At 61.3% G+C, this 13,937-nt stretch carries 8 protein-coding genes and 1 pseudogene; 1 reads left to right on the top strand and 8 read right to left on the bottom strand.

The window, feature by feature from the left end; genetic code table 11:
* Window positions 1-188 precede the first annotated feature (188 nt).
* The 4 genes from VOI21_RS10535 to VOI21_RS10550 all read right to left on the bottom strand — a co-directional run bounded on the left by VOI21_RS10535 (window position 189) and on the right by VOI21_RS10550 (window position 9,291).
* Window positions 189-6,494 (bottom strand): type I polyketide synthase, encoded by a 6,306-nt coding sequence (locus VOI21_RS10535; RefSeq protein WP_323769813.1) that lies wholly within the window; start codon window positions 6,492-6,494, stop codon window positions 189-191.
* Window positions 6,495-6,568: 74 nt separating this feature from the next.
* Complete coding sequence (locus VOI21_RS10540; protein ID WP_323769814.1) at window positions 6,569-7,405, bottom strand: hypothetical protein; 837 nt, start codon at window positions 7,403-7,405, stop codon at window positions 6,569-6,571.
* A 67-nt stretch (window positions 7,406-7,472) separates the two neighbouring features.
* Window positions 7,473-8,147, bottom strand: a complete 675-nt coding sequence (locus VOI21_RS10545; RefSeq protein WP_323769815.1) for a hypothetical protein — start codon at window positions 8,145-8,147, stop codon at window positions 7,473-7,475.
* Between the two features lie 277 nt (window positions 8,148-8,424).
* Entirely contained in the window at window positions 8,425-9,291 is an 867-nt protein-coding gene (locus VOI21_RS10550; protein ID WP_323769816.1) for a hypothetical protein, read from the bottom strand.
* A 263-nt stretch (window positions 9,292-9,554) separates the two neighbouring features.
* Between VOI21_RS10550 and VOI21_RS10555 the strand changes: the two genes are divergently transcribed.
* Entirely contained in the window at window positions 9,555-10,184 is a 630-nt protein-coding gene (locus tag VOI21_RS10555; RefSeq protein WP_323769817.1) for a 4'-phosphopantetheinyl transferase family protein, read from the top strand.
* A 67-nt stretch (window positions 10,185-10,251) separates the two neighbouring features.
* Here the strand turns inward: VOI21_RS10555 and VOI21_RS10560 are convergent, their stop codons facing one another.
* The 4 genes and pseudogenes from VOI21_RS10560 to VOI21_RS10575 all read right to left on the bottom strand — a co-directional run.
* Window positions 10,252-11,208 (bottom strand): phosphoglycerate dehydrogenase, encoded by a 957-nt coding sequence (locus VOI21_RS10560; RefSeq protein WP_323769818.1) that lies wholly within the window; start codon window positions 11,206-11,208, stop codon window positions 10,252-10,254.
* Between the two features lie 13 nt (window positions 11,209-11,221).
* Window positions 11,222-12,124 carry a 5-dehydro-4-deoxyglucarate dehydratase gene (locus tag VOI21_RS10565; protein WP_323769833.1) on the bottom strand — a complete coding sequence of 301 codons (903 nt, stop codon included), beginning with the start codon at window positions 12,122-12,124 and terminating at the stop codon, window positions 11,222-11,224.
* Between the two features lie 18 nt (window positions 12,125-12,142).
* Window positions 12,143-13,498, bottom strand: a complete 1,356-nt coding sequence (locus VOI21_RS10570; protein ID WP_323769819.1) for a hypothetical protein — start codon at window positions 13,496-13,498, stop codon at window positions 12,143-12,145.
* A 59-nt stretch (window positions 13,499-13,557) separates the two neighbouring features.
* Window positions 13,558-13,937: pseudogene (locus VOI21_RS10575) on the bottom strand (aldehyde dehydrogenase (NADP(+))); the annotation flags it as partial.

The raw sequence follows: 13,937 nt of genomic DNA on the forward strand, positions 1-13,937 counted from the left end.
GGGGGCACCGTATCTTGGATGCGCCGCCCGGACAGGTGCAAACTGCGCCTATAGCGCCAATCGGCTACGTACCGGCGTATTGAATGTTCATCCATCGGGTCCCACGAACGTAAAGGGCCACCACTCTGGGGTGGCGGTGCTGTTTGGCGGTCCTGCGCGGCTTGGGGCGCCGCCTTATCGCAGGATCGCTAGGAATAGACCGTCTCACCCCGAAGGATGGCAAGCTCCAGCCGTCTGGCAATATCGGCAAGCTCTGGCCCCCGCGTCAGATAGACCGTTCGCAGGCTGACATCGGTGCGCGCGGCCAGTTCCTGCCGGATCTCGGCCGCCATGATGGAATCCGTTCCCAGATCCGCAAGGTTGGCCGAGGCGTCAATCTGGCTTTCGTTCAGCCGCAGCACCCGTGCCGTGACCCCAACCACCATTGCAAAGATAGTGGAAAGCCGCTCATTCGGGTCCAGACTGTAGATCAGGTCCCGAAATCCCGCGGCAGAGTTGACTCCGCCTGCCGGACCCTCTGGCAGAACCTTGGCAAGCCGACGCCGATCCTTGGTGCTGGCCTGCCGCCCCCAGGTCGCCCAATCAATATCCACGACATCGAAGCTGACCCAATGGTGCTGGATTGCCTCGCTGATCACGTCACAGACCATCTCCATCGACACCGGGGACAATCCCGCGCGTGCAAGACGTTCGGCGATGCGGTCATCCTCGGCCACCATGCCCGAGTCCGCCACCGGCCCCCAGTTGATGCAGGTGCCGACCAGACCGCGTGCACGCCGGGCCATCACCAGCCCGTGCAGGAACCCGTTTGCCGCCGCGTAGTTGTATTGGCCGATGTTGCCCAGCGAGGCCGCAATTGACCCGTAGCAGACAAAGAAATCCAGTTCGGCGTCCACAAAGGCATGGTGCAGGTTCAAAGCGCCGCTGGCCTTTGCGGCCATCACCGTCTGCACCTGATCAGCGGTCATTTGCTCTATGTCCGTGTCAGCCAACACGCCGGCCGCATGGATAACTCCGCGCAGGGGGGGCATCTGCGACGACAACGCCTTTACGGCCTGCGCGACGGATGTGGCCTCGCCTATGTCGATCTCTTGATGCACCAGAGTGCAGCCCCTCGCGTCAAGTTCTTGTAACATGGCCTGAGCGGCTTTGCTTTTGGGGCCGGACCGACTGAGCACCGCAATATGACGGGCACCCGCGTCGACCAGCCAGCGGATCGTTTCAACGCCGATGCCACCAAATCCGCCGGTGATCAGATAGCCTGCGTCCGGATGTACGATCTGCCGCTGTGGACGTGCGATCAGCGGCACGATCTTGTCGCCGGTATCCAAAGCCAACCGCCCTATGTGACCGTCCTGCACAGACGCGTTGAGCGCCTTTTCGATCTCTGAGGGATGGAAGGTTGTGACCGGGATCGGGCGCAGTGCGCCCTCGGCCAAGAGTAGACGCACACCGGCCAAGGCGCGCTCGGCAAGCGTGCGATCGTCTGCGAAAACGCGGGCCAGATCAGCACGCAGGTAACGGATGCCACGATCCAATAGGCTTAGCGGGATCTGAGCGCCCGAAGTCTCGACCGGGCTATAGTCCAGAAGGGCGCCGCCCGGGCGCACCGCATCGAAACAGGCAACCCGCATTTCGCCGCCAAGCGGGGTCAGGGCCACATCTGCGCCCCGCCCACCAGTTACTGCGTGGACGGCGTCACGGAAAGCGAACGTGCGCGCGTCGCTCACCACATGACAGCCCGCGTCGCGCAACGCCGCGCGGCGCGTCTCTGTTCCCGCTGTCGCGATGACTTGTGCGCCAGATGCAAGGCAGAGCTGTGCCGCCGCAAATCCGACACCTGTCTCTGCCTGATGGATCAGCACCCAGTCGCCCGGTGTCACATCGCACAGGGCAAAGAGCGCGTGATGCGCTGTCATCCAGTCGAGCAGAGCGCCACGGTCCTCGTCGGGCGAGATCTCTTCGGGATAGGCCAGCACTTGCCCGGCGGGCAGTACCAGGTGGGAATTTACCCGGCCCTGCGGCGCAAGGACAATAACAGGCTGGCCTACGACGAGGTCTGTCACCCCGGACCCCAGCGCCGTGATCCTCCCCGCACACCGCAGGGCAAGAGGCGGCAGGTTCGGCGCGCCGTGTTTCTGAATGCTCCGGTGGTCAAAATCGCCGATTGTGTTCCATTGCAGGGCAACCTCGACGTCTTCGCGACCCAATGCGCGTGGTGCTATCTCGATAAGACCGCGCCGTTCGGTGCCGCCCTGATTGACGGAGGCAAACTGGTATCTGGTGCCCGTCTTTGACGTGCGCGCCGGATAGCGTTCTGGCCCGAACCGGACGACGCGATTGGCAAAGCGATAGTCGCCGCGATAGGCCACCTCTGTATCGGCCTGCGCCAGATGCAGTTCGTGCATCAGGCGTTTGGACGCGATAAAACCGTTCCGCGTCGGCAGGTCGACCAGACGGAACGCGATCTGCCTGAGTTCAAGCTGGGCGGCGCGGATCGCGCTCCAGACCGCGTGTTGGCCCGGAGCGCTTTGGCCTGTGTCACCGACCGTGACGATCTGCGACTGGGCGCAACACACCGTCAAGGGTGGCACCGCAGCGCCGAATTGGGTGTTTAGCGCCTGTATCAGGTGCAAAAGATCGACCACATCCGCGCACCCTGTTGTCGCTTGGTCTGTGTCGGGTCCGATATCCGGGATATCGACGGGCCAGAGGTAGATAACCCCGGCAAGCTCTTGGTCGCCGAGACAGCTCAGCAGCTTTTGCATGTCATCGGGGCTATTGCGCTCGATCTGGTATTCTGTCGGTGACAATCGGGCAAACGCGGGGCCGGGGGTCACCGTCACCACTGTCATCAGGTTATCCGCTGCCCGGTCACCAAGCCCCTCGGCAATGCCAGCCTTGTCCGCGAAAACCAGCCATGTGGTTTCCTTGGCAACCGGCAGTTTTGTGGTCCGTGGCGAGTCCCAAAGGCTGGTGTATAGCACCTGCTCCTGAGTCCGGCCCCGCACCGTCGCCACGGGCAACGCGCGGGTCCGCAAACCCGAGAGGTCCAACAGCGCTGCCCCCTGCGCGTCACAGATCGCCAGCGAGATGTCGGAGCCCTGTTGCCAGATGTGGCACCAAACCTCGGCATCCAGTTTCTTGTGAAAGCGGAGTTGGCCAATCCCGGTGGGCAACGATACCGTGCCCGCATCCGGTTGCGTGGCAAATTGCAGTGCAAGGCCCGCCTGCAAAGCGCCATCCAAAAGGACGGGATGGGCGTAATAGTCATTGGCCGTGGGGGTGTCCGTGCTGGCCAGACGTAACTGGAACAGCGCCTCATTCTCACCCAGATGTCCGCTGCGCAAACAGCGGAAGGATGCGCCATAGTCCAGCCCCAGCGCCTTGGCCTTTTGGTAAAAGGCGGCGGTGTCAAAGCTCGTGACACAGCGCGCCTTGATCGCACTCAGGTCAACGCCTTCGTGGCGCGGCGGCGCCGAGGTTTGCCGGACAAATCCCGTGGCATTTAATCCCCATTTCGCGTCCACACTGCGTTCGCGGGCATAGATCTGAATCGCCCCGCTCGCCTCATCCAGATGCAGCCGCACCATCGGCGTGGCAAAACTGGGCAACAGTGCCTCAAACTTCATGTCCTCGATGACTGTCGAGGCGGCGGGGTTTCGGCGCGCGGCAAGCGCCAGTTCGACATATCCCGCTGCGGGAAAAACCGGGTCACCCCGCACACAGTGGTCGGCCAAAAAGCCATGTGTGGTGCGGGTCAGTTCCCCCTGCCATGTGGGCGTCGCCTGATCCAGCGACCGCGACAGGATCGGATGTTCGTTGGTCCCCAACCGGTCGCGGGAAGACAGTTCTGACTCGCTCCAGAAATCCTCGCGGTCCCAAGGATAGCTGAGCAGATGCACGCGGGCCCCAGAGGGGCAGGGCCGCTGCCAGTCCAGATCCACGCCATGCGAATAGATCTCGGCCACGGCCGAGGCGACCGAGACCTGCTCTGGCCGTTGACGTCGGAGCGAGGGAACACAGACGCCCTTGACGCGCGCGGCGGCGAGGATCTCGGCCAGCGCGCCAGCCAGAACCGGGTGCGGCCCGACCTCAAGGAAAATCGTGTGTCCATCCGCGACCATCGCGTCGGCGGCGTCGGCAAATCGAACGGTCTCGCGCAGGTTTCGCCACCAATAGTCGGCGTCCTGTTCAGCACTCTTGACCTGCGCCCCGGTGACCGACGAATAGAGCGGCAACTGCGGAGCGGTTTGGGAAAGTGAGGCCAGCGACGACAGGAAATCGTCCTTGATGCCATCCATCTGCCTGCTGTGATAGGCGACGCCCACTTTCAGCAATCGGGCAAAGCCGTCCTTCGCCTCGATCTGACGGGCATAGTCGGTAAGCGCGGCCTCTGTTCCGGCAAGCGTCACAGAGCGCGGACTGTTGACCGCCGCGATGTCCAGCCCGTCGGGCAGTTCGGCGCGTGTCATACCCTCTGGTTGGCCGATGGCCATCATCCGCCCTTGACCAAGGCAGGTCTGTTGCAGGCGGCAGCGGTGCCATGTCACGCGCAGCGCGTCCTTGAGCGTCAGGGTGCCGCTCGCCCAAGCCGCCGCGATTTCGCCGGTGCTGTGTCCGACAACAGAAGCAGGTGTGAGGCCGTAGGCCCGCAGGACCTCTGTCAGCATCACTTGGGTTACAAAGTTTGCCGGTTGCGCGGCGATCGGCTCTTGCATGGGGGCGCCAGACCGGTCGGCGAACAGGGGTTTAAGGGATTGGCCCGTCAGGTCCAACCAAAGCGCGTCGCACTGGTCAAACATCTTGGCGGCAAGGGGATCAGCATCGATCAACTCGGCTGCCATCCCCCAGCTTTGCGGCCCCATCCCGGTGTAGACAAAGGCCAGTTTCGGCGAGACGCGATTGTCGGTTGGCGGCACAAAGACACGTTCGCTGTCGTCGCCTGCAAAGAAGTTTTTCAGTTGTCCCTGCACTTGGTCGAGGCCGTCACAGACAACGGCAGCCCGAAAGGGGTGGTGTGAGCGACGACGGGCGGCCGTATAGCACAGGTCTGGCACGCTGGTACCGGGATGCGCCTTGATGACCTGATGCAGATGTTTCAATTGGCGGATCAAAGAGGCATCGCTGCGGGCGGAGACCGGCAAGACCATTGGCCGGTCGGGCGCAGGTGCTAGGGTCTGAACCTGTTTTGGCGGCTCCGCCAAAAGCGCGTGGGCGTTGGTGCCGCCATAGCCAAAGGAATTGACCGCCGCTATGGCCCGCGTGGCCTCTGGCCAGTCCTGCAAGGCCGTGGGAATCTTGATCCGCTGCGCCTCTAGGTCAATCGTGTCCGGTGGCGTCCGGAAATGCAGGCTTGGGGGGATCTTGCGGTGTTTCAGGGCAAGAGCGGCCTTGATCACTCCGGCGACACCTGCGGCGGCCTCCAGATGGCCAATATTGGATTTCGCCGACCCGATCACCAGCGGCCCGGCAGAGGCGGGCCGTTTCCGGGCGATGGACCGGGACAGCGATTCCGCTTCTGTGGCATCGCCTGCCCGGGTGCCGGTGCCATGCGCCTCGACATACTGCACCTCTGCGGGCGAGACCTGCGCCCGGTCCAGCACCCGTTCGACCAGCGCGGCCTGTGCGTCGACATTCGGCAGCGTGATGCCGTCGGTGCGACCGTCCTGATTCACACCGGTTTCAAGGATTACCGCCTGAATCGTATCTCCGTCACGTTCAGCCGCTGACAGCGGCTTGAGCACCAACATGCCAGCCCCTTCGCCACGGCCATACCCGTCGCCGCGAGCATCAAAGCTTTTGCAGCGGCCATCGGGTGACAGGAACCCGCCCTTGGACATGGCAACCATGTAGGCGGGGCGGAACATGACGTTGACGCCGCCGACCAGCGCCGTGTCGCATTCCCCGCGCCGCAACGCCTGAACCGCCAGATGCAGTGCCACCATCGACGATGAACAGGCCGTGTCGGTCGTGATGCTGGGGCCGCGCAGGTCGTAGATGTAGGACAGCCGGTTGGACAACATCCCCAGAGTTGCGCTGACGGCGGTGTGGCTGGTGATCGCCTCGCGGTTCAGCGCGTTTAACAGGTGGATCTTGTTGTCGATGGTGAAGCCACCGACAAAGACCCCGGTCAACGATCCGCGCATATCATCGGGCACGATGCCCGCGTGTTCAAAAGCCTCCCACGCGACCTCCAGCAACAGCCTTTGCTGGGGGTCCATCTGGGCGGCCTCCCTTGGGGAGATACCAAAGAAACGGGCGTCAAATTCGCGGATCGACTCACGCAGGAACCCGCCGCGATTGGTATAGATCTTGCCCGGTGTCGCGGGATCCGGGTCGTAGAACCGCTGGATGCTCCAGCGTTCAGCGGGGACCTCGCAGGTGGCGTCTATGCCCGCCTCTAACAGGTTCCAAAAGGCACCGGGCGTCGCCGCACCCCCCGGGAAGCGGCAACCGATCCCGACAATGGCAATGGATTCAGAGTCTTGCACGCGTTGCTGCCCCTTGGCTCAGACGGTTCGAAAGGCGGATGCCAGAGACAGTGCGTCGGAAAACTTCCACATGTCTAGCGCGGTGCCCAGTTGTCGGGCAGGTCTCCTGTCGGCGTCGATCCACCTGCCAGCCAGTCCGACAGGGATTGGTGGGTCGCATTATAGACGTTCTCGGCCTGAGACGGCCAATTGGCCTGGTCAAATCGCAACTGCACCCGGTGCAATGACATATTGGCCTGATTTGTTGTATAATCGGGCTGGTTCTTGCCACCTGAGTGCCGGGTCGAGCGCATGACAACATTCGATTGATACATATAGGCGTCGATGGTGTCGCCTGCGCTAAGGGTCGCCTGTGCAAAAAGATTTGTCACCTGATTGGTCGACGGATTGCTAGAGGCCGCCGCAGCGACGGTCACGAGGCTCTCACGGATCGCGTCCAGATCGCGCTGCGGTATGCCAACGTAATACCCAAGGATTTGATCAATTCCGTGGTCCCAACTGCCCGACAGTTGGAGGTTGACGATATCGTTGATCACGGCCGAGTAGAGCGGGCACTGCAAGACTTGATTGATATACGTCATGAACATGCTGGCAGACCCCAACTGGGCCGGATCGGAAGGGTTGTAGCCAGACTGTTCCTGCGCCAGCGTCATGATCATGGACGCGCCTGTGGCGGGGCTTTGTTTCAGGGCTTCGACCGCAGGAGGGCCCGGAGGCGCGCTGGAATAGGCGGCGTCCTTCTCCATTGCCTGCTGCGCGTTTGCCCCCGTGAGCGTGCTGTTCAACACCACCGGCGTTCCGTCGGCCAAGGCCCCCATGAACCGCAACAAAGGATCCATTTCCGTCTTTTCGGATCCGGGCCTGTTCGCGGCCAGCCAGGTGTCGAAATCGTCCTGTTGAAAATCAGTCATCACGTCGCATCTCTTTTTCTGCTGCCGTGGCAATGCTCTCTGTCAGGAAACAGCATGCCACGGCGTCTTATTGCGTTTCTGTAAACGGCGTGCTGAACCCCGTGATCCACTCTTTGAATGTGGGGATCACATCGGTATGCTTCGCGATCTCGGCAACCTCGACCTTCCATTGGTCCGGCTTCCATTTCAGCACGGCGTTAAGACCGTTTTGCAGTTCGACCCGGATTTCGAGCTTCTTTTCCGTGCCGAATGGCGGGCGCTTGAAGGTGGCGCTGACAGTCCAATTGGACCCGGTGAGACTAAAGCTCAATTTGTCAGACGCGGTGATCCGGAAAAGGTAGATGGCCAAGGGGTGTTCGGGTGTGGTGCCGTCCTGCCGGGCCTGTTCCGCCACGTCTGCAAAAAGGGCTTCCAGCTCCTTTTGCTGTTGTCCCGGCATCGCAAAAGGCAACAGGTCCAATGTGCCCTCAGCGGCCGCCTCTTCTGTCGTGTAGATCGCCGTGTTGCCGTGCAATTGAATGGCCGTGGTGACAAAAAGCAGCGGGTTCGTCCCGATCGCCGAGGTGAAGGCGTTGAATTCCGAGGTGCTGGGCGGCTCTTGTTGCGGCTCGAACCCTGCGGTTGTGCGTGCGTCCTGAGTCAGAACCGCCAGCGCGGAGGCGGGGGCATTGAAAAAAACATCGGCGAATTCTTTGCTCTGGCTACCAAACTCGTCGAGCGCCTTTCTGGCTGCGGCATTCATATCCTCGGCCTGATCCGTCTCGGTCCCCGCCAGAGCGGCCCCGGTCAGAACAACGCCTGCCGGTGGGTCCAACGCCCGAATGGCTTTTGCCTTTTCGGCGTCATGAAGTGCGCCTTTGGTTTTGACATGCGGAACGCTATGCGCCCGTTTCCATTGGGCCGTCGATAGCCCCGGTTTATCGGTCATCGCACGATTTACCTCAGAATTTATGATACCGGGCAGAGTTGCGCCGCGTGTGACGGCGCATCTCTGCCTTCAGGTCCGGTTAAGGGTGTGATTATGGCGTGCCTTGCTGGAGCGCCGGGATCGGGCTGGTGCCCTCAAGCGAAGTGCTGTTGCCGGTAATCCAGTCATCCAGACTCTGGGCTGTCTGACCGATTAGCATCTTCACGGCTTGCTCTGTCCACAGCTCGTATTTCAAGGTCACTTTGATCTTGAGCACGTTGAAGTCGTTAGACTTCATGTCAAAACCCTTGCCCTTTTCCTCTTTGAACGTTGCGGTGCTGTTGTAGAGGAAAAACTGATAGGTGTCGTTCGCGGTATTGATTGCGTTCTGGCAGAAAAGAGCGGTCTTTTGTTCGGTGCTTTCCTTGCTCGACGCGGCTTGGGCCAGGTTTTTCAAGCCGCTCACGATCGCGCCTTTGTCTTCGGCGGCAATGCCTTGGAACGTGTCCGCGATTGCATCAATCAACGTGTTCCAGTCGCTTGTCGTCCGCCGCATCATTTCATGGTTGGCATAGTTCAGCGTCACCAGCGGAAAGTTCAGCATCTTTTGCAGATATGCGTCATAGGCGACCGAATTTGCGTTGCTGTCCAGCAGAACAGGGTTCCAGCCGGTCGCGGCACGGGCCATGTCCGACACATGCATAAGGCCGGTTGCCGGGGCGCGCAGCATGGCCTGAACGGCTTCGTCACTGGTGGCACCGTATTTTTTCTGCGCCTCGTACAGAATGCGCTGCTGATCTGGAACCGGCTCATCACCCGTGACCTGAACCATGGCAGGGGTGTCTTTTGCGCCTTTGGCTTCATTCAGGATGGCCGTATTCTCATGCACCAGCATCGGGTGCATAACGCCATCATCATTGCGCACATGAATGTTTACACCTGACAACCACGCGCCAAGCTGGTCATGAACATCGTTCATCACAAAATCCTCCGTTAAATGATTGATTGAAGCCAATTCACCCCAACCCGAGAACTATACTCCCACGAAAGCAAAATTTTCCCAAACAACTTTTTGGAGAATCGCCGCCCGATACTCAAGCCGGCTTCCTAAGAGAACGAAAATTAAGGAAAAATTAACGTCACTCGGCCCGTCTACCAGCCAAGGTCCTTTCAAGTTGATGGCTTTGAAGAACCGACGTAGGTTTGCAGGCCAGCCTGCGAAAAATCCTGTAAGAAAATAGCATGTTTAACGATGAGTCTGATCTGCAAGCGGCCCTCTTGACGCTTGTGTGTCCAGGTCTTCTGATCGCATGTCGGCAAATCGCAGCGGAGGATGGCGAGGGCCTATGGCCCGAAGAAACAGGGGTTTTTCGGAATTCAGTCCCGAAAGTCCGGCGTCAAAGCGGGGCCGTCCGGATCGTTGCAAGAGACCTCATGCATAGCCTTGGCCACGTACCCGCAGCTATTCCAAGGGTCCGCGGTGGGCCTCCGCGCTGGCCGGATGGTCTGATTGGCTCACTTGCCCATGATGCGGAATTTGCCGTTGCCGCCTTGTCGACGACGATTCGCTATCGCGGACTTGGAATCGATATAGAACCCGCGATTCCCCTGCCGCAAGGGTTGGAGGCCAGAGTTGCGACCCCTGAGGAACAGCAGCGATACGCACCGGATCTCCTGTCCAGCAGGCTTTTGTTCGTGGTCAAAGAAGCCGTCTATAAAGCAGTGAATCCAATCGACAGAGTCCCTCTGGGTTTTCAGGACATTCAGGTCGACCTGGAGGCTATGACCTGTCGAACAACCAGCGGTTGGGAGGTCGGTATCCGTTATATCACCGGACCCAGCATCTGCGCTTTGGCGGTGCTGAAGAATTGACGACAGGCACAACTGAGCGGGTGGATTGACGCAAATGCCCCGCCAGTCCCGTCTGCACTGGTCCTGCCTAGCTCAAATCAGCCTGATTAACTGTTCGCTCCGGCCGGTTGCCTTGGGCCAGTGTCTGGATGTCTTCGAATACCATCTCGCCCATTCGCTGGATGGACTCGGCGGTATCGGCCCCGGAGTGGGGCGAAAACAGCGTGTTCGGCATGGCAAAGACGGCATGACTGGTGTCGGGCGGTTCTTGCACAAAGGCATCCAGCGCGGCACCTCCCAAGTGACCGGACCCTAGTGCGTGTGCGAGAGCGTCCAGATCCACAATGCTGCCGCGCGCGAAATTCAGCAGGCAGGCACCTGCTTTCATGCGGGCAAATGCCTGCGGCCCGATCAGCCGGGTGGAGGTCGGGCCGCCCGAAAGATGTAGCGAAAGATGATCGGCGCGGCCCAGCAAGGTGTCGAAGGGCACAAATTCGACGCCGATTTCCTTGGCGGCCGCAAGGTTGGGATAGGCATCATGCGCAAACACCTGCATCCCGACGCCACGCGCCATGCGGGCCAGCCGCTGACCAATTTGCCCAAACCCCAGAATGCCCAGCGTGCGCCCCGACACCTCGCGCCCCCGCCTGCGCTCCCACCCGCCTTGTGTGACGGTTGCATGTCCAGCCACGGTATTGCGTGACAGGGCAAAGATCGCGCCAAGCGCCATTTCCGCCACCGCCTGCGCGTTTGCACCCGGCGTCGAGGTCACGGGTATGCCGGCCTGCGAGGCGGCGCCGATATCAATGGAATCGAGGCCAACCCCATGTTTCAGCACGCCTTTCAGGCGCGGTGCGGCGGCGATTGTTTCGGCATCAACGGCGGGCAGCCCAGCAACCAGAAACTCGGAGCGGGCCAAAGCGTCAAGGTATCCGGCTTCTGCCTGCGCAAAGCGGACAAGCTCATAGCCATCGGCGGCAATCCGTTCGGAAAGCCCGCCGATGGTTGCGAAAGTCGGAGAGGTTGTGAGGATTACAGAGGACATGGCCTGTCGGCGCCTATTTCCGGTTCTGAATGAGGGCGCGCATCAGGTCGCGTTCCTCATCGGAAAGATCGGTCAGCGGGCTGCGCACCGGTCCCGTCTCAAATCCGCGCAACGCGACACCAGCCTTGATTGCCGAAACCGCGTACCCCGTTTTGCGGTCGCGGATCTTTGCAAAAGGGTAATAGAAGTCGCGCAGCATCGCCTCGCAGGTGGCATCGTCTCCGGCGACAAAGGCGGCGTGAAAGGCCAGCGCCGTTTCGGGCACAAAGTTGAAAACGGCAGAGGAATAGGTGTCCACGCCCGCGCCGCGATAGGCCTGTGCAAACAGTTCATGTGTGGGCATCCCGCCGACGTAGGCAAGCCGGTCACCCAGCCCCACGGTAATCCGCTTGACCGTGTCGATATCACCGGTCCCGTCCTTGAAGCCAATCAGGTTCGGGCAGTCCTCGGCCAGCCGCGCCAATGTTTCGGCAGAGACGACGGATTGGCCCCGGTTGTAGACGATAACCCCCATGTTGGTGGATTTGCAGACCGCACGGATATGCGCCTCGATCCCGTCCTGCGGCGCACCGATCAGGTAGTGGGGCAACAGCAGGATGCCGTCGCCACCCGCCGCCTCGATCCCCTGCGCCATCTCGCAGGCCATCCTTGTTCCATAGCCACAGCCCGCGATCACCGGCTGATCCGGCTGGGCGGCGCGGGCAGTCTTCACCACTTCGACCACCTCTGCGGGAGTGAGGGAAAACAGCTCTCCGGTGCCACCGGCAACGATCAGCCCGGCAATCTTGTGCGGGCTGAGCCATTCCAGATGTGCGGCAAAGGCCGTCGCGTTGAAATTGTCCTCAGCGTCAAACGGCGTGACCGGAAAGGACAGCAGGCCGGACCGGATGATTGTGCGCAGGTCAGTGGGGGCGATCATGAGGGTTTCCTTGGATTATTGCCCGCCGGTCAAAAGGTAAAAGACCGGGAAAAGCAGGATTGCGGCAAAGGTTGTGAACAGGATGTTCCAGCGCCAGGTGAGGGTAGAGATAGGTATGCCGGACGCCCGCGAGACGATCAGGACAAGCGTCGCAAAAGGTGAAAAGGTCATCGACAGGGCCCATCCGCAGGAGATGGAAAACGCGATCAGGGTCGGGTCTGCGGGCAAAACCGGCAATGCGGCAAAGAATGAGCCAAGAAACACCGCCATCATGGTCGGTGATAAGGCCAGCAGGCTGATCAATGCGGTAAAGGTGGGCAAAATGGCCAGAATCAACCAATCCGGCATCGCGGCCAGCCCCAAGGCCTTGGCCACGTCGGCGGCAGGGGTCAGGCCCGCAGCGGCGCGCCCGATATAGCCAGAGGCCGCCAGAGTCACCGCCACGTTGATTGAGCCTGGCAAATCGGTTCCGACCATCTGGCGCAGCCGGGCGGGCACCCCCGCGCGGCCTTGTTGCGCCGCAAGCCAGCCGATCACCATGAGGGGGCAGGCTGCAAGCACTCCGAAAACGATGCTTTCGTCAAATAGCCAGACAAAGCCCAGCACCAGCAGCAGAAACCACCCCGTTGTCGCGGCGAAGCGCAGCGCCGCTGTGCGCGGCCATGCCATGATGGGCGACAGGCCTTTGGGTTTGAATGCGCGGAACCGCACCCGGTCCTCTATCCATCCCGCAACCATCAGGACAATGAACAGCGGGAAAGCGTAGCCCATCCAGACGATGCGATCGACGTCTGGCAACAGATCCGCGACGATCAGCGGCGCGATGGCGGTCGGTGACCATGTGACACTCCATGCAAACCCGCGCAAGAGGGCCGAAATCTGACGCTGTTCGCGGATCGGGTTCAGCGCGTCCCCCGGCGCTGCGCGGTGAATGCCCCGCTGGATCAGCGGCACCAGAAAGCTGACAACGCCGATGTTGAACAAAACCGCAAGCAGCGCGGTCCCGCCCGACAGTGCCGCATAGCGCCGTCCGGGCGGCTGGCGGGTCAGGAACGCCCCCAGATCCGCAACAGAAGGCGAGCTTTTAGCCGTTGCCTGCAACAAGCCGAGCAGGAGAATAAAGCTCAAAAGAAAGACCGCCTGATCCAGCGCGCCGATCAGGATAGGATTAGGCTCCGGTCGCAGCACGATCACCAGCACGGTCACCGCTGCGCTGGCGGCGACAAGGTAATGTTCGCGCAAGCTCAGCCGACGGGCGGACATCAGTACCGCCAAGAGCATGGCAACCCAGGCGGCGTCCTGCACCGACCTTATGCCGGTGAACCGCGCCATTAGTTCCAGACCCGCAACGGCCACAAGTAGGACAGACACAAGCGGCAACTGCGCGGGCGTCTGCCCTGTTGGTTCCGAAGGCCGTGACATTTCCGGATTTACCGCAGATCTTCAGGCAACAGCTCATCTGGCATGTTCTGATAGCAGACCGGTCGGAGGAAGCGGCGGATGGCCATGGTGCCGACAGAGGTCGCGCCAAAGTTGGTCGAGGCCGGGTAGGGGCCGCCGTGGACCATCGCGTCGCTGACCTCGACCCCGGTCGGAAAGCCGTTGACCAGCAGGCGACCGGCCTTGCGTTCCAGCACCGGCATCAACCGGCGGGCGAGGGCGGTGTCTCCGGCGTCCATGTGCAGCGTGCAGGTCAGTTGCCCCTCGAAACCGCGCGCCAGCATCTCCATCTCGTCGGCGCCGTCAACGCGCACCACCAGCCCCAATGGGCCAAAGACCTCTTCGCCAAGCGCGTGGTCCTGCAGGTAAT

The organism is Antarctobacter sp. (assembly GCF_034670325.1).
Lineage (GTDB): Bacteria > Pseudomonadota > Alphaproteobacteria > Rhodobacterales > Rhodobacteraceae > Antarctobacter.